Below are 21,628 nucleotides of genomic sequence, written 5' to 3'. Positions count from 1 at the left end.
GTCATGCCTTCTGTTGAGTGTGCTGCGCAACCTTCGCCGGCACGCCGCCGATCGAACCCGCGCCCATCGTGATCACCACGTCGCCGTTCTGCGCGACCTTCGCCAGTGCGTCCGGCACGTCGTCGACCGTCGCGACGAACACCGGGTCAACCTTCCCCACCGCGCGCAGCGCACGCGACAGCGCGTCGCCGTTGGCGGTCGAGATCGCCGCCTCGCCCGCCGCGTAGACTTCCGTCAGCACCAGCGCGTCGACCGTCGACAGCACGTTGACGAAATCGTCGAAGCAGTCGCGGGTGCGCGTGTAGCGGTGCGGCTGGAACGCCAGCACGAGGCGGCGGCCCGGGAACGCGCCGCGCGCGGCCGCGATCGTCGCAGCCATCTCGACCGGGTGATGCCCGTAGTCGTCGATCAGCGTGTACTGGCCGCCGTCCGCGGTCGGCACGTCGCCATAGCGCTGGAAGCGCCGGCCGACGCCGTTGAATTCCGCCAGCGCCAGCTGGATCGCGTCGTCCGACACGCCGAGATCGGTCGCGATCGCGATCGCCGCGAGCGCGTTCTGCACGTTGTGCAGGCCTGGCATGTTCAGCACGACCGCGATCGGCGCGCGCCCTTCGCGGATCACCGTGAAATGCATGCGGCCGTCGCGCGCATCGATGTCTTCGGCGCGAACCTGCGCGTCCGGCGACAGCCCGTAGCGCACGACCGGCTTCGAAATGAACGGGATGATCTGCCGCACGTTCGGATCGTCGACGCACACGACCGCGCTGCCGTAGAACGGCAGGCGCTGCGTGAATTCGATGAACGCCTGCTTGAGCCGCGCGAAATCGTGGCCGTAGGTGTCCATGTGGTCGGCATCGATGTTCGTGATGACTTCGATCACCGGATACAGGTTCAGGAACGATGCGTCCGACTCGTCGGCCTCGGCGACGATGAAGTCGCCCGTGCCGAGCCGCGCGTTCGCGCCGGCACTGATCAGGCGCCCGCCGATCACGAAGGTCGGGTCGAGCCCGCCCGCCGCGAGCACGCTCGCGACGAGGCTCGTCGTCGTAGTCTTGCCGTGCGTGCCGGCGATCGCGATGCCCTGCTTCAGGCGCATCAGCTCCGCCAGCATCACCGCACGCTGCACGATCGGCACGCGCTTCGCGCGCGCGGCCAGCACTTCCGGGTTGTCCGAGCGCACGGCCGTCGACACGACGACCGCGTTCGCGCCCTCGATGTTCGCCGCGTCGTGGCCGATCGCGATCCGTGCGCCGAGCGCCTGGAGACGATCGGTCACCGCGTTGCGCGACAGGTCCGAGCCGCTGACCTCGTAGCCGAGGTTGACGAGCACTTCGGCGATGCCGCTCATGCCCGCGCCGCCGATCCCGACGAAATGAATGTGTTTGACGATGTGTTTCATTGCAGTTGTTCCAGGTTCGCGCCGGCCGCCTTCGCGCACACGCGCGCGACTTCGTCGGTGGCCTCGGGCTTCGCCAGCGAGCGCGAACGTTCCGCCATGTCCGCGAGCGATGCCCGCGACTGGCCGCGCAGCCAGTCGGCAAGCAGTTCCGCCGACAGGTCGCGTTGTTGCACCAGCACGGCCGCGCCCGCATCGGCGAGGAACGCGGCGTTGCTCGTCTGGTGATCGTCGACCGCGTACGGGAACGGCACGAACAGCGCCGCCACGCCCACCGCCGCGATCTCCGACACCGTCATCGCCCCCGACCGGCAGATCACGAGATCCGCCGCCGCATACGCGGCCGCCATGTCGTCGATGAACGGCACGAGCCGCACGTCTTCGCCGGCCGCGAAACCGGCCGCTTCGTAATTCGCCTTCAATGCTTCGATGTGCTTCGCGCCTGCCTGGTGCACGATGCGCGGGCGTTCGCCCGGCGCCAGCATCGCCAGCGCGCGCGGCACGACTTCGTTCAGCGCGGCCGCCCCGAGGCTGCCGCCGACGACCAGCACGTTCAGCGGGCCGCTGCGCGATGCATAGCGTGCTTTGGGCGCTTCCGTGCCGGCAAGTTCCGCGCGAATCGGGTTACCCGTCCATTCCGCGTGCGGCAGCGCGCCGGGGAACGCGACGAGCACGCGTTTCGCAAATTTCGCGAGCACCTTGTTCGTCAGACCCGCGATCGAATTCTGTTCATGCAGTACGAGCGGACGGCCCGACAGCGCGGTCATCACGCCCGCCGGGAACGTGATGTAGCCGCCCATGCCGAGCACGACGTCGGGCCGCACACGGCGCAGCGCGGCGAGGCTTTGCCCGCATGCGCGCAGCAGGTTGAACGGCAGCGTCAGCTTGGTCTTCAGGCCCTTGCCGCGCAGCCCGCCGAACCGCACGTATTCCATCGGAATGCCGTGCTTCGGCACGAGCGTCGCTTCCATCCCGGCCGGATTGCCGAGCCACACGACGCGCCAGCCCGCCGCTTCCATCCGGTGCGCGACCGCGAGCCCCGGGAACACGTGGCCCCCGGTGCCGCCTGCCATCACCATCAGCGTGCGTTGCGACGCGGTCATACCTTCCCTCCGCGCATCAGCACCCGGTTCTCATAGTCCACCCGCAGCAACACCGCGAGCGCGACGCAGTTCAGCAGAATGCCCGAGCCGCCGTAGCTCACGAGCGGCAGCGTCAGGCCCTTGGTCGGCAGCAGCCCGAGGTTCACGCCCATGTTGATGAAGGTCTGCGCGCCGAACCAGATGCCGATACCCTTCGCCATCAGGCCCGCGAACGTGCGATCGAGTGCGAGCGCCTGACGGCCGATCTCGAACGCGCGGCGCACGATCCAGTAGAACAGCAGGATCACGACCAGCACACCGACGAAACCGAGCTCCTCGCCGATCACCGCGAGGATGAAGTCGGTATGCGCTTCCGGCAGGTAGTTCAGCTTCTCGACGCTGCCGCCGAGGCCGACGCCGAACCACTCGCCGCGGCCGAACGCGATCAGCGAGTGCGTGAGCTGGTACGCCTTGCCCTGCGCGTAGCGCTCGTCCCACGGATCGAGGTACGCGAAGATCCGTTCGCGACGCCACGGCGACAGCCACACCAGCATCGTGAAGGTGCCGATCGCGGTCGCGACGAGACCGCCGAACAGCTTGCCGTTCACGCCGCCGAGGAACAGCACGCCCATCGCGATCGCCGCGACCACCATGAACGCGCCCATGTCCGGCTCGAGCAGCAGCAGCGCACCGACCAGGCCGACCGCGAATGCCATCGGCAGGAAGCCCTTGGCGAAGCTCTGCATGTATTCCTGCTTGCGCACCGTGTAGTTCGCCGCGTAGATCGTCACCGCGAGCTTCATGATTTCCGACGGCTGCATGTTCGTGATGCCGAGCGGAATCCAGCGGCGCGCACCGTTCACGCCCTTGCCGACGTGCGGGATCAGCACGATCACGAGGCCGACGAGCGCGATCAGGAAGAGTTGCGGCGCGTATTTGTCCCACGTCGACACCGGCACGCGGAACGCGATCACCGCCGCGATGAACGCGACGGCGAGCGAGATGCAGTGGCGCATCAGGAACGCGTAATCGTGATACGACGCGTATTTCGGCGAATCGGGCATCGCGATCGACGCCGAATACACCATCACGACGCCGAGCCCGAGCAACGCGATCGCGACCCACAGCAGCGAGTAGTCGAAGTCGAGCATCCGCGAACGGCTCGGGCGCACGCCGTTGACGACGCTCGCGAGGCCGCCCGTCGCGGCGCGCGTGGCCGACGCGACGCGGCCGCCCGCGGCATTGCCGCCGGTGTCGCGCCGATCGTTGAATCGGGAGACGAGGCGATCGGACCAGCTCATGGCGTCGCTCCTTTGTCGATGGCGATTTCGTCGACCGCCGCGCGGAACACATCCGCGCGATGGGCGTAGTTCCGGAACATGTCGAGGCTCGCGCAGGCAGGCGACAGCAGCACCGCATCGCCCGGTTCCGCGAGGTCGGCCGCCGCGTGCACCGCCCCTTCGAGCGTCGCGTGGTCGACGAGCGGCACGCCCGTTTCGGCGAGCGTGTCGCGGATCGCCGGTGCGTCGCGGCCGATCAGCATCACCGCGCGGCACCAGCGCGCGACCGGCGCGACCAGCGGTGCGAAATCCTGCCCCTTGCCGTCGCCTCCCGCGATCAGCACGATCTTCTGCGCAAGCCCGTCGAGCGCGGCAACCGTCGCGCCGACGTTCGTGCCCTTGCTGTCGTCGACGTAGTCCACGTCGTCGATCGTCGCGATCACTTCGACGCGATGCGCTTCGCCGCGGTATTCGCGCAGCGCATGCAGCAGCGGCGCGGCCGGCAGGTCGATCGCGCGTGCGAGCGCGAACGCGGCCAGTGCGTTCGCCGCGTTGTGCAGCCCGCGGATGCGCAGCGCGTCGACCGGCATCAGGCGCTTCTGCGCGATGTCGGGCGTATGCGCGCCATCGCGCTTGCGCCGACGGGTCGTCGTCGCGGTTTCATCCGGTGCGTCGCGATCGACCGCTTCGACCAGCCACGCGATGCCGTTGTCGCGCGACAGCCCGTAGTCGCCGTCCTGCACCGGTTCGTTCAGGCCGAACGTGACCGTGCGCGGCGCATCGGCCGCGCCGGCTGCCGGGGCGAACTTCATCACGGCCGCATCGTCGCGGTTCAGCACGCGCGTGGTCGTCGCGCCGAAGATCCGGCCCTTTGCCTGCGCGTACGCGTCGAAGCTGCCGTGCCAGTCGAGGTGGTCCTGCGTGATGTTGAGGATCGCGGCCGCATCGGGCGCGAACGTGCGCGCGGTCTCGAGCTGGAAGCTCGACAGTTCGAGCACCCACACGTCGGGCAGCGCGGTTTCGTCGATCGCACCGGCGAGCCGGTCGAGCATCGCGGGGCTGATGTTGCCCGCAACGGCGACCTTCTTCCCCGAGCGCTGGCACAGCAGGCCGGTGAGGCTCGTCGTCGTGGTCTTGCCGTTGGTGCCCGTGATCGCGAGCACCTTCGGCTGGTAGCCGCTCGTGCCGAGCGCACGCAGCGCCTGCGCGAAGAACTCCAGCTCGCCCCACACCGCGACGCCCTGCTCGTTCGCGGCCGCGATCAGCGCCGCGAGCGCCGGTTCGAGCGGCGACAGCCCGGGGCTCAGCCCGACGAGCTCGATGCCGCCGTCGAGCAGCGCAGGCGTGAACGCCCCGCCGACGAATTCCGCATCGATGCCTTCGGCCTGCAGCGCGGCAAGGTTCGGCGGCGCCTCGCGGGTATCGGCAATACGCAGCCGGCACCCGTGCCTCGCGCACCATCGCGCGATCGCGAGACCCGATTCCCCGAGCCCCAGTACGAGCACCATCGGCCGTTGCCGATCTCCAAACATCTCGCCAGACATCCTTGTTACCTTTCCTTTACCGCAGCTTGAGGGTGGTCAGACCGAACAGGCACAGCATCAGCGTGATGATCCAGAAACGCACGACCACCTGCGTTTCCTTCCAGCCGGACAATTCGAAATGGTGATGCAGCGGCGCCATCTTCAGCAGGCGCCGCCCTTCGCCGTAGCGCTTTTTCGTGTACTTGAACCACGAAACCTGCAGCATCACCGACAGCGTTTCCGCGACGAAGATGCCGCCCATGATGAACAGCACGATTTCCTGGCGCACGATCACCGCGACCGTGCCGAGCGCGCCGCCAAGCGCCAGCGCGCCGACGTCGCCCATGAACACCTGCGCGGGGTGCGTGTTGTACCAGAGGAACGCGAGCCCTGCCCCACCCATCGCGGAACAGAAGATCAGCAGTTCGCCCGCGCCCGGAATATGCGGGAACAGCAGGTATTTTGAATAGACCGCGCTGCCCATCACGTACGCGAACACACCCAGCGACGCACCGACCAGCACGACCGGCATGATCACGAGGCCGTCGAGGCCGTCGGTCAGGTTCACCGCGTTGCTCGCGCCGACGATCACGAAGTACGTCAGCACGATGAAGCCCCACACGCCGAGCGGGTAGCTGATCGACTTCAGGAACGGCAGCATCAGGTCGGCACGTGCCGGCAGCCCCATCGACAGGCCGCTCCTCACCCACGCCATGAACAGGTCGAACACGCGCACGTTGTTCGCCTCGGACACGCTGAAGGCGAGGTAGACCGCTGCGAACAGCCCGATCACCGATTGCCAGAAATACTTCTCGCGCGACGACATCCCGCGCGGGTCCTTGTGGACGACCTTGCGGTAATCGTCGACCCAGCCGATCACGCCGAAACCGAACGTGACGAGCATCACGATCCAGATGAAACGGTTCGTCAGGTCGCCCCACAGCAGCGTCGCGACCGCGATGCCGATCAGGATCAGCACGCCGCCCATCGTCGGCGTGCCGGACTTGACCAGGTGCGTCTGCGGGCCGTCCTTGCGCACGGCCTGGCCAACCTTCATTTGCGTCAGCTTGCGGATCACCCACGGTCCGCACACGAGCCCGATCCCGAGCGCGGTGATGGTGGCCATCACCGCACGGAACGTGAGGTACGTGAACAAGCGCAAAAAGCTTGCGTCTCCTTGCAGCCATTGCGCCAGCGCCAGCAGCATGCTTCCTTCCTTCTACTCAGTGTGCAGCGGGCGCCGTGCCCGCCGCGGGTTGGTTCGTCAGCGCGTCGACCACGCGCTCCATCTTCATGTACCGCGAGCCCTTCACGAGCAGCGTCGCCTGCGCGCCGTAGCCTGCCGCGAGCAATGCGCCGACCAGCGCGCCGACGTCGCCGAAATGGCGCGCCGTGTCGCCGTACGCGGTGCAGGCATCGCGCGACGCGTCGCCGAGCGCGAACAGCGCGTCGATCCCGCGCTCGCGCGCGTAGGCACCGACCTCGCGATGGAAGGCCGGGCCTTCGTCGCCGACCTCGCCCATGTCGCCGATCACCAGCACGCGCGGCGCCGGTTGCGCGGCAAGCACGTCGATCGCGGCACGCATCGAATCGGGATTCGCGTTGTACGTATCGTCGACGACCGTTGCACCCGCGAGGCTGCCTGCGATCGCCTGCTTCACCTGCAGCCGGCCCTTGACCGCCTCGAACGATTCGAGACCCTGCTTGATTGCCGACAGCGCGACGCCGGCACCTAGTGCCGCCGCCGTGGCGGCCAGCGCGTTGCGCGCGTTGTGCTCGCCGAGCGCGCGCAACCGCACCGTGACGGCGCCCGCGGGCGTGTCGATCGCGAGTTCGCCGCCGTGCAGGCGGCCCGTGACCTGCGCGTCGTTCTGCCGTTCGGCATCGTGCAGCGCGAAATCGAGGATCCGGTTGCCGGTCGCCGCGACGCGCCAGATGCCCGCATAGGCGTCGTCGGCCGGGAACACCGCGACGCCGTCCGGCGGCAGCGCGTGAATCACCGCCGCGTGTTCGAGCGCGACGGCTTCGACCGTCGCCATGAATTCCTGGTGCTCGCGCTGTGCGTTGTTGACGAGCGCGACCGTCGGCGCCGTGAGGCGCGCGAGGACTTCCGTCTCGCCCGGGTGGTTCATCCCGATTTCGATCACCGCGAGACGATGCGCGGCCGACAGGCGCAGCAGCGTCAGCGGCAAGCCGACATCGTTGTTCAGGTTGCCGGCCGTTGCGAGCCGCGCGTCGGCGCCGACCGCCGCCGCGAAGATCGACGCGATCATTTCCTTGACGGTCGTCTTGCCGTTGCTGCCCGTCACCGCGACGAGCGGCAGCGCGAATCGCTTGCGCCAGCCATGCGCAAGCGCGCCAAGCGCGGCACGCGTTTCACCGCCCTCGATCACCGGCATCGTGACGCCCGCCGGCACGTGCGCGACCAACGCCGCGGCGGCACCGCGCGCGGCGACATCGCCGAGAAAGTCGTGCGCATCGAAGCGCTCGCCTTTCAATGCGACGAACAGGTCGCCGGGGCCGGCGGTACGGCTGTCCGTCGACACGCGGTCGAACGTGACACCCGCGTCGCCATGGACGGTTGCGCCGGGGATCAGGCGAGCGGCTTCGCCGAGACTGAGCATCGTCATTCAGCGCCTCCCTTGCCGTGCGTCGCACGCGCTGCCAGCGCGAGCCGTGCGTGATCCTGGTCGGAGAACGTACGCTTCTTGCCCATGATTTCCTGCGTGGCCTCGTGGCCCTTGCCGGCCAGCACGACGACATCCTCGCGTGCGGCGCCGCGCACGGCCTGCAGGATCGCGCTCGCGCGATCCTCGATACGGCGTGCGTGATCGGGTGCGGTCATGCCCGCGACGATCTGGTCGATGATGCGCTGCGGATCCTCGCTGCGCGGGTTGTCGCTCGTGACGACGGTTTCGTCGGCGAGCCGCTCCGCGATCGCGCCCATCAGCGGGCGCTTCGTCGCATCGCGATCGCCGCCGCAGCCGAACATGCAGACGAGCCGCCCGCCGCGCGCCGTAGCGATCGGGCGCAGCGCGTCGAGCGTCTTTTCGAGTGCGTCGGGCGTGTGCGCGTAGTCGATCACGACCAGCGGTTCGTCGTTCTGCAGCCGGCCGCCGAGCCGCTGCATCCGGCCGTTGACGGACTCGAGCCTTGCGATCTCGGCGAGCGCCGCGTCGAACGGCACGTCGGACGCGAGCAGCGAACCGAGCACCGCGAGCAGGTTGCTGACGTTGAACGTGCCGAGCGTGCCGACCTCGACGTCCGCATCGCCCCACGACGAACGCAGGCGGAACGCCGTGCCGGTCGCGGTAGCGCGCACGTCGATCGCGACCAGTTCGCGATCGGCGTCCGGCGCCGGTGCGTCACCGATCCCGTACGCGATCGTGCGCACGCGGCCGGCCAGTTTCTCGAGCAGGCGCCGCCCCGCTGCGTCGTCGCGGTTGACGACCGCCGCGCGCAGGCCGCGCCATGCGAACAGCTTCGCCTTCGCGGCTTCATACGCGTCGAACGTGCCGTGATAGTCGAGGTGATCCTGCGTGAGGTTCGTAAACACCGCGATGTCGAAGGCCGTACCGTTCACGCGCCCCTGGTGCAGCGCGTGCGACGACACTTCCATCGCGACGGCCTTCGCGCCCGCGTCACGCAATTGCGCGAGGCTACGCTGCAGCTGCGGTGCGTCGGGGGTCGTGAAGCCGGTCGGCACGAGCTGGCCGGGCATCCCGGTGCCAAGCGTGCCGATCACCGCGCACGGCTGGTGCAGCGCCGTCAGCGCGGTGGCGATCCACTGCGTGCACGAGGTCTTGCCGTTCGTGCCGGTCACGCCCACCGCGAGCAGGCTGTCGCTCGGATCGCCGTACCAGCCGCTGGCGATCTCGCCGGCGAGTTGGTCGAGCGCCGGCACGGCCAGTGCGACGGGCACCGCCGGCGCAGCGTCCAGCCCTTCCGGCTGATACAGCACGGCGGCCGCACCGCGTGCGACGGCTTCGGCAATGAATGCGCGGTTGTCGGCCCCGTCGACCGCATACGCAAAAAACACGTCGCCCGCCTTGAGGCTGCGCGTGTCGGCATGCAGTTGCGCCGCGGGGGCCACATGCTGACGCAGCCACGCAAGCGCGGCTGCGATCTGCTGATGCGCCGGATGGGAACTGCGAGCGGCGCTCATCGAACAACTCCTGGTGAATTACGCGTCGTGCTGGACACGATCATATGCTTCGCACCGCCACCCGCGGGCAGCTTTTGCGGCCCCGTCGCGGAAGGTGCTGCCGGCGAATCGTCAGACACGACGAGCTGCTTGATCGGCATGTTCGGCGGCACGTTCAGCGCACGCATCGTGTCGCCGGCGATCGCCGAGAATACGGGGCCGGACACCTGGCCGCCGAAGTGACTGCCGGCGGTCGGCTCATCGACCGACACCGCGACGACGATACGCGGATTCGGCATCGGCGCCATCCCGACGAACGACGCGCGGTACTTGCGCGTGTAGCCGTGACCTTCATGCTTGTACGCGGTACCGCTCTTGCCGCCGACGCGATAGCCCGGCACAGCCGCATCGGGCGACGTGCCGCCCGGCGCCACCACCGTCTCGAGCATCGCGCGCACTTCGCGCGCGGTGGTCGGGTTGAATACCTGCGTGCCAGCGACCGGCTGATTGGGGTCGGTCTTGAAAATGGTCACGGGCATCAGCTCGCCGTCGTGCGCGATCGCCGTGTACGCCCGTGCGAGCTGGAACAGCGACACCGACAGCCCGTAGCCGTACGACATCGTCGCCTGCTCGATACGGCGCCAGCTCTTCCACGGACGCAGGCGGCCGGCCACCGCGCCCGGGAACCCGACCTTCGGCGCCTGGCCGAGGCCGATGCTCGTATACATATTCCACATTTCCTCGGGCCGCATCGTCATCGCGATCTTCGTCGCGCCGATGTTGCTCGACTTCTGGATCACGCCGCCGACCGTCAGCGTGCCGAAACCCGCGTCGTCGGTGATCGGTGCGCCATCGAGCACGAAATGCCCATTGCCCGTCTCGACGAGCGTGTTCGGCGTCACGCGGTGCAGGTCGAGCGCGAGCGACACCGTAAACGGCTTCATGATCGAGCCCGGCTCGAACACGTCGGTCATGATCCGGTTGCGCAACTGCTCGCCCGTCATGCGCGAGCGGTCGTTCGGGTTGTACGTCGGGTAGTTGACGAGTGCGAGCACCTCGCCGGTGCGCACGTCGACGACCATCGCCGCGCCGGCCTTCGCCTTGAACTTCTCGACGGCGGCCTTCAGGTTCGCATACGCGATGTACTGGATCTTGCTGTCGATCGACAGGTCGACGTCGGTCCCGTTGTGCGGCGGGATCTGCTCGGCGACGTCCTCGACGATGTGCCCCATCCGGTCCTTGATCACACGACGCATGCCCGACGTGCCGGACAGCATCTTCTGGTCGCCCAGCTCGACGCCCTCCTGCCCTTCGTCCTCGACGTTCGTGAAGCCGATCAGGTGAGCGGTGATCTCGCCTTCCGGATAGAAGCGCTTGTATTCGTTGCGCTGATAGATGCCGGGAATGTCGAGCGCGGCGACCTTGTCCGCGACGTCGATCGGCACCTGGCGCTTGACGTAGACGAAACCCTTGTCTTCCGACAGCTTCACGCGCAGTTCCTTCGACGTCATGCCGAGGAGCTTGCCGAGCTGGTTGACCTTGTCGGCATCGAGATCGTCCGGCACCGCGTCGGGAATCGCCCAGATCGCGCGCACGGGCAGGCTCGTCGCGAGCACGAGCCCGTTACGGTCGAGAATCTTGCCGCGCGTCGCCGGCAGATCGATCGTGCGCTGGTAGCGGCTTTCGCCCTGCTTCCGATAGAACGCGTTGCCGGGCCCCTGGATCCAGAATGCGCGCGCGGCCAGCGCGACGAACGCCATGAACAGCAGGAACACGACGAGCTTCGAGCGCCACATCGGCAGATGCACGCCCAGCACGGGGCTCGACGAGAACTTCACGTTATGGCGCTGCGGGGACGGCTTCATCGCGCGCCTCCCTTGCCCTTGCCAGCCGTGTCCGCCGAAGCCGGGATCGGCGCATCGATCGCCTTCGCGGCGCCCGGCGGCAGCGTCAGGTATTGCGTGCGGCCGGTCGTGATCGGCTGCATCTTCAGCGAATCGTTCGCGAGCTGCTCGATGCGCGACGTCTTCGACAGCGCGCTCTGCTGATATTGAAGCTGCGCGTAGTCCTGCTGGAGCTGACGCTCCTGCGACTGCGCACGCTGCAGCTGGATGAAGATCTGGCGCTGCTGGTTCGTCGAATTGACGACCGACAGCGCGCAACCCATCACGATGATCAGCAGGAAGATGTTGAAGCGGCTCATGGCGTGACGCGCTCCGCAATGCGCATCACGGCCGAGCGGGCGCGCGGATTCGCAGCGACTTCCGCTTCACTCGGAAACTGGCGGCTGATGATCTTGAGCGGCGGGCTCGGGAGGTCGACGGCGCGGATCGGCAGGCGACGATCGACCGCAGGCGCACTCGCGTGCGCCTGCATGAATCGCTTGACGATCCGGTCCTCGAGTGAATGAAAGCTGATGACCACCAGCCGCCCCCCTTGCTCCAGCAACGACAGTGCCGCGTCTAGTACGACTTGCAGGTCCGCAAGCTCTTGATTGACGTGAATCCGTATAGCCTGAAAGGTGCGGGTTGCCGGATCCTTGCCCTTCTCACGGGTTTTGACGACGTGACCCACGATTTGGGCAAGCTCGCCCGTGGTGTCGAGAGGCCCAAGACGGTCGGACTCTGCCCGGCGAGCAACAAGCGCCTTTGCAATCTGAAAAGCAAACCGTTCTTCCCCATAATCCCGTATCACCTCCGTCAATTCCTGCACCGAAGCCCGTGCGAGCCATTCCGCCGCCGACTCGCCGCGCGTCGGATCCATCCGCATGTCCAGCGGACCATCGGCGCGGAAGCTGAAGCCGCGCGCCGGATCGTCCACCTGCGGCGAGGACACGCCCAGGTCGAGCAACACACCCGACACCTTCTCGACGCCGCGCGCCGCAAGCGCGTCGCGCATCGATGCAAAGCTGTCATGCACAATCGAGAAACGCGCATCCTCGATGCCCTGCGCCGTCTCGATCGCCCTCGGATCCTTGTCGAACGCGATCAGCCGCCCGCCCGGCCCCAGCCGCGCGAGCACCGCGCGGCTATGGCCGCCGCGCCCGAACGTACCGTCGACATAAATGCCGTCCGGTCGCGTCACGAGCGAGTCGACCGCTTCGTCCAACAACACGGTCCGATGCTGCAATTCGTTTCCCATCGCGGGCGTCTCCGTCACCGCAATCAGAACGTGAAATTCTTCAGCGCGTCGGGCATGCCCTGCGCCATCGCTGCCTGCTCCTTCGCGTTGTAGGTCTGCGAATCCCACAGCTCGAAGTGACTACCCATTCCCAACAACATGACTTCCTTTTCCAGTCCGGCTGCCATGCGCAGCTCGGGCGATACGAGAATCCGGCCCGCGCTGTCGAGATCGACATCCATCGCATTGCCGAGAAAAATGCGCCGCCACCAGTGCGCGTCCATCGGCAGCGCGGCGATCTTGGCGCGGAATACCTCCCATTCGGGGCGCGGAAACAGCAACAGGCAGCCGTCCGGGTGCTTGGTCACAGTCACCCGTCCTTCTGCCTGTCCTTGCAGCGCTTCGCGATAGCGAGCCGGCACCGACATCCGCCCTTTCGCATCGAGCGTCAGCGCCGACGCCCCTTGGAACACTTTCCGCTCTCCCGTTCAGGGCACCGAAGCACCCGCTCAATGCTGAGAATTTAGCCGGAATAGCCCGCCAAATCACACAAAAATACACTTTCTCACACTGTCTCCCACTTTAGAGGAAGGGTGTGGCACGGTCAAGGGAGCGGCCCGCTTTTTTGACGAATTTTGTTAGTTAGAACAAGGACTTACGCGCACATGCTCATGCGGCCCCTCATTCTAAAAACCGTTATAAATGAATGAGCTAGTGCAACTTGTGAAGGTGATACGTGAGAAAGACGGGCCAGACGGGTGTGCGGACGGGGCTTTCGGGGGCGGGAAAACGAGGAATAAACGGGCGGTATCAGCGGTGGGGAATCGGGGCGACTCACGCATCGCCCCGGTGGGAATCTCACAGATAGTACGCAGTGCTCGTCATGACTTTCGACGCGGCGCGCATCAGCATTCGCGCGGGCAGCGGCAGCTCGATCCCGCCCGCGTCGGCCGCGGCCTTGCCGTGCTTCACCTCGTCGATCCGCATCTGGTCGACGATCGCGCGCGACGCGGTATCGGCCGCCGGCAACTCGGACATGTGGCCTTCGAGATGGCTCTCGACCTGCCGTTCGGTCTCGGCCATGAAGCCGAGGCTGACCTTGTCGCCGAGCGCGCCGGCCGCCACGCCGATTGCGAGCGAACCCGCATACCAGAGCGGGTTCAGCAGGCTCGGGCGCGAGTCGAGCTCCTTCAGGCGATGCGCGGTCCACGCGAGGTGATCCTCTTCCTCACGTGCGGCTTCCTCGAACATCGCCTTCGCCGACGCCGTGCGCGCGGTGAGTTTCTGCGCCTGGTACAGCGCCTGCGCGCAGACCTCGCCGACGTGGTTCACGCGCATCAGCCCGGCGGAATGCGTACGCTCCGCGGGCGTCAGTTCGACGGCCGGCGCCTCCGCCGGCGCGGGCACCGGCCGGCTCATCCGGCTAATGCCGGTCAGCGATCGCAGGCCGCGATCGAATTCGCTGATCAGTTCATCAAACACCATCCTGTTCTCCTGGCTGCAGGTGCCGCCGCGAGCGGCAAGGGGCACGAGTCCGCTGCGTAACCGACTTGATTATTCAGCGGAAATTGCGGTTAACCCGTGATTTTAACCATTGTTGCATAAAGGAAACATGGCGACCTTGAGCTGCGGCATTTCGCTTTGTGGCAAAAAACGGTTTTGCTACATTACGTCCGACTTCTTGCGAAGTTGATGGGGCCCGTCAACAGAACATAACTATCCGCCCCGCCAGAAAAATTCAGTGAATTTTGGAGATCCGTTAATGAAAAAGTCGCTTCTCGCGCTCGTCGCGCTGGGCGCGTTCGCTGGCGCTGCCCATGCGCAAAGCAGCGTGACGCTTTACGGCATCATCGATGAAGGCCTGCTCTTCAACAACAACGCGGGCGGCAAGCACCTGTACAGCATGGCCAGCGGCGTGATGCAAGGCAGCCGCTTCGGCCTGCGCGGCACCGAAGACCTCGGTGGCGGCCTGAAGGCGATCTTCACTCTCGAAAACGGTTTTGACGTGAACAGCGGCAAGCTCGGTCAGGGCGGCCTGATGTTCGGTCGTCAGGCTTACGTCGGCCTGTCGAGCCAGTACGGTACGGTCACGCTGGGTCGTCAATACGACTCCGTCGTCGACTTCGTCGGCCCGCTCGAGGCAGGCGACCAGTGGGGCGGCTACATCGCCGCTCACCCGGGCGACCTCGACAACTTCAACAACGCGTATCGCGTGAACAACGCAGTCAAGTTCACGAGCCAGACCTACGGCGGCTTCTCGTTCGGCGGCTTGTACAGCTTCGGCGGTCAGGCAGGCCAGTTCTCGAAGAACCAGGTCTGGTCGCTCGGCGCAGGCTACAACAACGGCCCGCTGGTCTTGGGCGTCGGTTACTTGAACGCACGTACGCCGAACCAGTTCGGCGGCATGTTCAACAACGGCTCGGCGTCTTCGTCGGTCTCGTCGCCGATCTACGGCGCGTACGCGAACAACGCGAACACGTACCAGGTCATCGGTGCAGGCGGCGCCTACACGTTCGGCGCAGCGACGATCGGCGCGACGTACTCGAACACGAAGTTCAAGGGCTTCTCGGCAGGCCCGTTCGTGAACCAGACCGCGACGTTCAACAACGGCGAAATCAACTTCAAGTATCAGCTGACCCCGGCGCTGATTCTCGGCGCTGCGTACGACTACACGCAAGGCAGCAAGATCGACGGCAACTCGGCAGCCAAGTACCACCAAGGCTCGCTGGGCGTCGACTACTTCCTGTCGAAGCGTACGGACGTGTACGCAATCGGCGTGTACCAGCACGCATCGGGCAACGTGCTCGACTCGAACGGCAACGTCCTGAAGGCGACGGCAGCGATCAACGGTCTCGCAGGTTCGAGCTCGGCCAACCAGGTCGCAGCACGCGTCGGCATCCGTCACAAGTTCTAATCAGCTTGCCTGGCAAGCCGCAGCATATTGAAGGCGCCTTCGGGCGCCTTTTTCTTTTCCGGTCGGTGCAGCCGCGAAGCCGGAGCGTGGCGAACCGTATCGACTACGATGCGCTCGTCGAGGAAGCATCGTCCCGTCCTTGCTGCGTCGTAGCCCATTACTGCCGCATCGAGCCCCCCTCAGAAGCCGCCTCGCGCGGAAACAGCCCCTTCCGTGCCAAGCCGCAAACGAAAAAGCCCGGCACGAGCCGGGCTTTTTCGTTCCGATCGACCGCCGTTATGCGCGTCCGTCGCGCAGTTCGCGCCGCAGGATCTTGCCGACGTTCGTTTTCGGCAGCTCCGTACGGAACTCGACCAGCTTCGGCCGCTTGTAGCCGGTGAGCCGCTCCTTGCAGTAGGCAAGGATGTCCTTGTCGGTGAGCGCCGGGTCCTTCTTCACGACGAACAGCTTCACGGCTTCGCCGGAATGCTCGTCGGGCACCCCGACCGCCGCCACCTCGAACACGCCCGGATGCGACGCCACCACGTCCTCGACTTCGTTCGGGTACACGTTGAAGCCCGACACGAGGATCATGTCCTTCTTCCGGTCGACGATCTTCACGTAACCTCGCGCATCCATCACGCCGACGTCGCCCGTCTTGAAGAAGCCGTCCGCGAACATGACCTTCGCGGTCTCGTCCGGCCGGTTCCAGTAGCCGGCCATCACCTGGGGCCCGCGGATGCAGATCTCGCCGGGTTCGCCGAGCGCGACGTCGTTGCCCGCATCGTCGCGAATCGCCACTTCGGTCGACGGCAGCGGCAAGCCGATCGTCCCGCTGTACTCGGTCGCGGTCACGGGGTTGCAGGTCGCCACCGGCGACGTTTCAGACAGCCCGTAACCTTCGATAATCGCGGTATGGGTCTTTTCATACCAGCGTTTCGCGACGCCTTCCTGGATCGCCATGCCGCCGCCGTTGGCGATCACGAGCTTCGACAGGTCGAGCTGATTGAATTCCGGGTGGTTCAGCAGTGCGTTGTACAGCGTGTTGACCGCCGGGATCGTCGAGATCTGGTAGCCCTTCAGCTCCTTGATCATGCCGGCGATGTCGCGCGGATTCGGGATCAGGATGCCCATGCCACCGGTACGCATCGTCAGGAAGCCGCAGACGGTCAGCGCGAACACGTGATACAGCGGCAGCGCGACAACGGTCACGAACTGTTTCACGTCCGGAAACTTCTCGTGAGCCGGATGATGCCAGGCGCCCGCCTGCAGCACGTTCGACACGATGTTCCGGTGCAGCAGCGTCGCCCCCTTCGCCACGCCGGTCGTACCGCCCGTGTATTGCAGGAACGCGACGTCATCGGGGCCGATCTTCTGCGCCTTGAATGCCTGGCGCGCACCGTCCGACAGCGCGGCCTTGAAGCGCGTGAACGACGGCAGCTGCCAGGCAGGCACCATCTTTTTCACGTTGCGCACGACGTAGTTGACGAGCCATCCCTTGATGCCCAGCAGATCGCCCATCGATGCGACGACGACGTGCTTGACGCTCGTATTCGCGATGACGGCCTGCAGCGTCGACGCAAAATTCTCGAGGATGACGATCGCCTCCGCACCGCTGTCCTTCAACTGATGCTCGAGCTCGCGCGGCGTATAGAGCGGGTTGACGTTGACGACGGTGTAGCCCGCGCGCAGTACCGCGGCGATCGCCACGGGGTACTGCAGCACGTTCGGCATCATGATCGCGACGCGCGCCCCGCGCGCAAGCCCGCGCGATTGCAGCCATGCGCCGAACTGGCGCGACAGCTTGTCGAGTTCGCCGTACGTGATGCCCTTGCCCATGCAGACGAATGCCGTGCGGTCGCGATACTGCCGGAAGCTCTCGTCGAGCAGGTCGGGAACAGAGGGATAAGGAGACGCGTCAATTTCGGCTGGAACGCCGGGTGGGTACGATTTCAGCCAAATTTTGTCCATGCCGCGCGTCTCCTCACAGATTTTCGAATGATCGTGCTAAAACGCATCGTAACGGCTCGCTCGTTCCGAGACAACAGGGTTAGATGTCCACTTCGAACTTCCGTGGAAATTCGTCTGATCATACGGTGATATCCGATCAAATGCGCTCAACTTCCACGAGGCAGTCGTAGAACGTCGCCGAATTGCCAAGATCGGTGAGCGCCTGGCTGGTCACTTCGTTCGCGTTTCTGCCGTCCGGCGACAGCTTCTTCCACCAGATCGACAGCCCGACGACGAGCCCTGCGCGTGCGCGATCAGTAATTCTCGCGAGCGCCTGCATCGATCCGCGGTCGTTGAAGATGCGAACGACGTCACCTTCGGCGATCCCGCGCGCATCGGCGTCGGACGGGTGGATGTCGAGATGCGGCTCGCCTTCGGTATGACGCAGGCTGTCGACGTTCACGAACGTACTGTTCAGGAAGTGGCGAGCCGGCGGCGAGATCATCGCGAGCGGATAGCGTGCGGCGAGCTCGGGCGCGGCCTCGGCCGACTCGAACGGCGGCAGGTAGTCGGGCACGGGATCCGCGCCCATCTGCTCGAGTCGGGGGCTGTAGAACTCACACTTGCCGGACGGCGTGCGGAAACCACCGTTCGCGAACGGCGCCTCCGGCAGCTTGAGCTTCAGCCAGCCGGCGCGCTTCAGCGTGTCCCAATCGCTGTCGAGCACCGGATCGTCCCAGCGGAGCGCCGCGCGCGCGACCTCTTCGTCGCTGTGATAGAGCGCAGGCTCGTCGAGCCCCATGCTGCGCGCGATACCACGGAAGATCTCCGTATTCGGGCGTGTCTCTCCCACCGGAGGAATCGACGGCAGGTTCGCCATCACGTAGGTGTGACCGTACGATTTGTGGATGTCCAGATGCTCGAGCTGCGTGGTTGCCGGCAACACAATGTCGGCAAAATCGACGGTATCTGTCTTGAAATGTTCGAGAACGACCGTGAACAGATCGTCACGCGCGAACCCTGCCGCGACCTTCGATGAATCCGGCGCGACAGCCACCGGGTTCGAGTTGTAGACGATCACCGCTTCGACCTTCGGCCCGAAGGTTGCATCGCCCGGATGCAGCAGCGCGTCGCCGATCGCGTTCATGTTGATGAGGCGCGGCAGTTTGTGCGGCCAGCCCGGCATCAAATCCGGGCGAAGCAGCGCAGCCTGGTTGACCGGCGCGGATTCCGACGACGAGAGCAACAGCCCGCCGGCCCGATCCCGCCAAGCGCCCGTCAGCGCCGGCAGGCTTGCGATCGCGCGGACGGCATTGCCACCGCCGCGAACGCGCTGCATGCCGTAGTTGAGGCGGATCGATGCCTTGCGGGTCGCACCGTAGCGACGTGCAAGGTCGATCAGCTCCGACGCGTCGATCCCGCAGATCTGCGCAACGCGTTCCGGCGGATAGGACATCGCCCGCTCCTTGAGCGCGTCGAAGCCGAGCGTATGGCTGACGATGTAATCGTGATCGAGCAGGTCCTCGGTAATCAGCACGTGCATCATGCCGAGTGCGAACGCACCGTCGGTACCGGGTTTCAACGCGATGTGCTGATGGCACTTCTCCGCTGTCAACGAACGATACGGATCGATGGCGACAAGCCGTGCGCCTCGGCGCTTCGCTTCCTGCGCTCGCGTCCAGAAGTGCAGGCTTGACGCGATCGGGTTGGCTCCCCAAATCAGAATCAGCTCGCTTTCCTCGAAATGCTCGAGGTGCATGCCGAGACTGCCGCCATAGGTGTAACGCAACCCGGCTGCACCGGCCGCCGCGCAGATCGTGCGTTCGAGTCGCGAGGCACCGAGCTTGTGGAAGAATCGCTGGGCGATGCCCTCCCCCTGCACGAGCCCCATCGTCCCCGCATAGCTGTACGGCACGATTGCTTCCGGTGTGCGCGCCGCGATTTCACCGAGACGACGGCCGATCTCATCGAACGCCTCGTCCCAGCTGATGGGTACGAAATGCCCTTCCCCTTTTGCACCGATGCGCTTGAGCGGGACGGTGAGGCGGTCGGGGTGATGAACGCGATCGGCGTATCGGCTGACTTTCGTACACAACACGCCTTGTGTCGGCGGATGCTCGGGATCGCCCGTGACCTTGATCGCCTTGCCGTTTTCGACAGTCACACGCATTGCGCACGTGTCCGGACAATCATGCGGGCAAACGGCCCGAGCTACCTGAATGGCGGCGTTCATCGTTTTGTGTGCAGAGATGGGGATTCGCAAATTTTACGTGGACACGCCGAATAAAGCGTTCATTTCGTGCGGGTTCTGAGGTATTTTGACCTGCCCCCGGTTTTAGTCCGAACTGCAGTTAGAGTCCGAGGTTAAAAACTGCTGCTTTGCATCGTGCGCCCGAGCGAACTGCACAGGCGTCAGATAGCCGAGTGAACTATGAGGCCGCTCGGTGTTGTACTCGATACGCCATTCCTCAATCAGCCGCTTGGCGTGGCCCATTGAGACGAACCAGTGCTCGTTCAGGCATTCATCGCGGAACCGCCCATTGAAGCTCTCGATATAGGCATTCTCCACCGGCTTGCCAGGCCGAATGAACGACAGCGTGACACCGGCTTCGTAGGCCCATGCATCCAGCACCTTACCAGCGAACTCCGGCCCGTTGTCTACCGTGATGGATGCGGGTAAGCCTCGCATCTCCTTGAGCCGCTCGAGCACTTGCTGCACGCGTAGGCCCGGCAGCGAAGTATCGACCTCGATGGCCAAGCACTCGCGCGTGTAGTCGTCGACCACGTTCAGGCATCGAAACCGCCGACCATAGGCCAGCCCGTCAGAAACGAAGTCCATCGACCAACTCTGATTCGGGCCTGTTGGTAACGGCAGCGGCGTGCGCTCGACAGCCGCAATACGCTTGCGTCGCCGCTTGCGCACGCTCAGTCCCGCCTTGCTGTACAGGCGCCAGATGCGCTTGTGGTTGGCGAAGCAGCCATCCCGCTGCAACAACACGTGAATCCGGCGATAGCCATAACGGCGCTTCTGCGCCGCGATGGCCATCATCCGGCCAGTCAGCGCTTCGTCATCAACTCGGCGGCGTGATTCGTAGTGGAACAGCGAGCGCGAAATCCCTACCAGCCCGCAGGCCCGGGTAACACCCATGGCGCGTTCGGTCATCAAGATTCGGACCGCTTCGCGCTTGGCCTGCGGGCTTGCTACTTTCGGGTCAACAGGTCCTTTAGCGCGGCGTTGTCGAGCATTGATTCGGCCAACAGGCGCTTGAGCTTGTTGTTCTCCTGCTCCAGTTCCTTCAGGCGCTGCGCTTCGGAGACCGTCATCCCGCCGAACTTCGCTTTCCAGTTGTAGTAGGTCGCTTCCGAGATGCCGTACTTGCGGCACAGCTCCGCCGGCTTCAGGCCAGCCTCAGCTTCCTTCAAGATGCCGATGATTTGCTCTTCGGTGAATCGCTTTTTCATTGCCGTTCCTCTCTGGAACGGACTCTACACCGTCACCGTACTAAACGCGGGGAGCAGGTCAATTTGACCGAAACGCGATTGGAGGAATCGGCTCGGCTTCGGTGGTTCGGCGTGTCGTCCGCGGGCGATTTGCATGGCGACCCGACACTCGTTGTCGACGATGGCAAGCTGATCGCGTACGAGCGTGCTAACCGAGGCGCGGGAGAGAGATATTGCAGCTTTGATCGGAGATAGGAGCAATAGGCCAAGGGATCGCGGATGATACTGGCCAATTGGCGTGCCGGGAGCGGCCAGTGGTTGTGTTTGGGAGAGGCGATGTGGAAACTCCAGCCAGGCCGCCCCCCCCAGTCCCTTATGCATTTCCTTCGCCGAAATGCAAAAACCCCCGCCTTTCGGGCGGGGGTTCCTGGCTTAGGGAGCCTGACGATTACCTACTTTCACACGGGAATCCGCACTATCATCGGCGTAGAGTCGTTTCACGGTCCTGTTCGGGATGGGAAGGGGTGGGACCGACTCGCTATGGTCATCAGGCAAAGAGGGTTGTTGTGCTGGCTTCGCAGCACAACCAATCTTGGAAGAAGCAGTAATTTTGAGTTGTGTGTATCACACACGAGAATCCAACCAATCCGACGCGCTGTATTCAGCGCGAGACAGACTTGTTATAGGATCAAGCCTTACGGGCAATTAGTATCAGTTAGCTGAACGCATTACTGCGCTTACACACCTGACCTATCAACGTCCTGGTCTCGAACGACCCTTCAAGGGGATCTAGTCCCCA

The 21,628-nt window shown here is 65.2% G+C and carries 16 protein-coding genes and 2 rRNA genes; 1 reads left to right on the top strand and 17 read right to left on the bottom strand.

Annotated features, from left to right (window positions below):
- Position 1 precedes the first annotated feature (1 nt).
- The 12 genes from murC to coq7 form a co-directional block, all read right to left on the bottom strand.
- Complete coding sequence (gene murC / locus CFB82_RS02910; protein WP_089483391.1) at positions 2 to 1,399, bottom strand: UDP-N-acetylmuramate--L-alanine ligase; 1,398 nt, start codon at positions 1,397 to 1,399, stop codon at positions 2 to 4.
- Entirely contained in the window at positions 1,396 to 2,499 is a 1,104-nt protein-coding gene (gene murG, locus CFB82_RS02905; RefSeq protein WP_089483390.1) for an undecaprenyldiphospho-muramoylpentapeptide beta-N-acetylglucosaminyltransferase, read from the bottom strand. The genes murC and murG overlap by 4 nt, the downstream gene beginning before the upstream one ends.
- Entirely contained in the window at positions 2,496 to 3,779 is a 1,284-nt protein-coding gene (gene ftsW / locus CFB82_RS02900) for a putative lipid II flippase FtsW (protein WP_069247050.1), read from the bottom strand. Before ftsW ends, murG begins: the two co-directional genes overlap by 4 nt.
- On the bottom strand, positions 3,776 to 5,290 hold the full coding sequence (gene murD, locus CFB82_RS02895; RefSeq protein ID WP_089483389.1) for a UDP-N-acetylmuramoyl-L-alanine--D-glutamate ligase: 1,515 nt from the start codon (positions 5,288 to 5,290) through the stop codon (positions 3,776 to 3,778). The genes ftsW and murD overlap by 4 nt, the downstream gene beginning before the upstream one ends.
- A gap of 28 nt (positions 5,291 to 5,318) precedes the next feature.
- Entirely contained in the window at positions 5,319 to 6,488 is a 1,170-nt protein-coding gene (gene mraY / locus CFB82_RS02890) for a phospho-N-acetylmuramoyl-pentapeptide-transferase (RefSeq protein ID WP_006477019.1), read from the bottom strand.
- Positions 6,489 to 6,504: 16 nt separating this feature from the next.
- Complete coding sequence (locus CFB82_RS02885; protein WP_069247048.1) at positions 6,505 to 7,911, bottom strand: UDP-N-acetylmuramoyl-tripeptide--D-alanyl-D-alanine ligase; 1,407 nt, start codon at positions 7,909 to 7,911, stop codon at positions 6,505 to 6,507.
- Positions 7,908 to 9,446, bottom strand: a complete 1,539-nt coding sequence (locus CFB82_RS02880) for a UDP-N-acetylmuramoyl-L-alanyl-D-glutamate--2,6-diaminopimelate ligase (RefSeq protein ID WP_089483388.1) — start codon at positions 9,444 to 9,446, stop codon at positions 7,908 to 7,910. The genes CFB82_RS02885 and CFB82_RS02880 overlap by 4 nt, the downstream gene beginning before the upstream one ends.
- Entirely contained in the window at positions 9,443 to 11,290 is a 1,848-nt protein-coding gene (locus CFB82_RS02875; RefSeq protein ID WP_089444895.1) for a peptidoglycan D,D-transpeptidase FtsI family protein, read from the bottom strand. The genes CFB82_RS02880 and CFB82_RS02875 overlap by 4 nt, the downstream gene beginning before the upstream one ends.
- On the bottom strand, positions 11,287 to 11,628 hold the full coding sequence (gene ftsL, locus CFB82_RS02870; RefSeq protein ID WP_009694564.1) for a cell division protein FtsL: 342 nt from the start codon (positions 11,626 to 11,628) through the stop codon (positions 11,287 to 11,289). Before ftsL ends, CFB82_RS02875 begins: the two co-directional genes overlap by 4 nt.
- Positions 11,625 to 12,566, bottom strand: a complete 942-nt coding sequence (gene rsmH, locus CFB82_RS02865) for a 16S rRNA (cytosine(1402)-N(4))-methyltransferase RsmH (protein ID WP_089483387.1) — start codon at positions 12,564 to 12,566, stop codon at positions 11,625 to 11,627. Before rsmH ends, ftsL begins: the two co-directional genes overlap by 4 nt.
- A gap of 23 nt (positions 12,567 to 12,589) precedes the next feature.
- On the bottom strand, positions 12,590 to 13,018 hold the full coding sequence (gene mraZ, locus CFB82_RS02860) for a division/cell wall cluster transcriptional repressor MraZ (protein ID WP_006487094.1): 429 nt from the start codon (positions 13,016 to 13,018) through the stop codon (positions 12,590 to 12,592).
- Positions 13,019 to 13,403: 385 nt separating this feature from the next.
- Positions 13,404 to 14,030 (bottom strand): 2-polyprenyl-3-methyl-6-methoxy-1,4-benzoquinone monooxygenase, encoded by a 627-nt coding sequence (gene coq7, locus CFB82_RS02855; RefSeq protein ID WP_089483386.1) that lies wholly within the window; start codon positions 14,028 to 14,030, stop codon positions 13,404 to 13,406.
- Positions 14,031 to 14,307: 277 nt separating this feature from the next.
- Here coq7 and CFB82_RS02850 point away from each other — a divergent pair, with 277 nt between their 5' ends.
- Positions 14,308 to 15,459 (top strand): porin, encoded by a 1,152-nt coding sequence (locus tag CFB82_RS02850; protein ID WP_069247044.1) that lies wholly within the window; start codon positions 14,308 to 14,310, stop codon positions 15,457 to 15,459.
- A 276-nt stretch (positions 15,460 to 15,735) separates the two neighbouring features.
- Here CFB82_RS02850 and CFB82_RS02845 read toward each other — a convergent pair whose 3' ends face one another.
- The 5 genes from CFB82_RS02845 to CFB82_RS02825 form a co-directional block, all read right to left on the bottom strand.
- A complete protein-coding gene (locus CFB82_RS02845; RefSeq protein ID WP_089483385.1) occupies positions 15,736 to 17,409 on the bottom strand; it encodes a long-chain fatty acid--CoA ligase in 1,674 nt (557 codons plus the stop codon).
- A 136-nt stretch (positions 17,410 to 17,545) separates the two neighbouring features.
- Positions 17,546 to 19,621, bottom strand: coding sequence for a molybdopterin-containing oxidoreductase family protein (locus tag CFB82_RS02840; RefSeq protein WP_089483384.1), 2,076 nt, complete (start codon positions 19,619 to 19,621; stop codon positions 17,546 to 17,548).
- Positions 19,622 to 19,723: 102 nt separating this feature from the next.
- Positions 19,724 to 20,850, bottom strand: a protein-coding gene (locus CFB82_RS02835; RefSeq protein WP_089483383.1) for an IS3 family transposase whose coding sequence is annotated in 2 segments (ribosomal slippage) — positions 19,724 to 20,592 and positions 20,592 to 20,850 — 1,128 coding nt in all. Because the reading frame shifts where the segments join, the coding sequence is not laid out codon by codon here.
- A 418-nt stretch (positions 20,851 to 21,268) separates the two neighbouring features.
- Positions 21,269 to 21,381, bottom strand: a 5S ribosomal RNA gene (rrf, locus tag CFB82_RS02830).
- A gap of 132 nt (positions 21,382 to 21,513) precedes the next feature.
- Positions 21,514 to 21,628, bottom strand: a 23S ribosomal RNA gene (locus CFB82_RS02825); the annotation flags it as partial.

Source organism: Burkholderia sp. HI2714, assembly GCF_002223085.1.
GTDB classification, from domain to species: Bacteria; Pseudomonadota; Gammaproteobacteria; order Burkholderiales; family Burkholderiaceae; genus Burkholderia; species Burkholderia lata_D.
The sequence above is the reverse complement of the archived record's forward strand: the minus strand, read 5'-3'. Positions and strand labels throughout refer to the sequence as shown.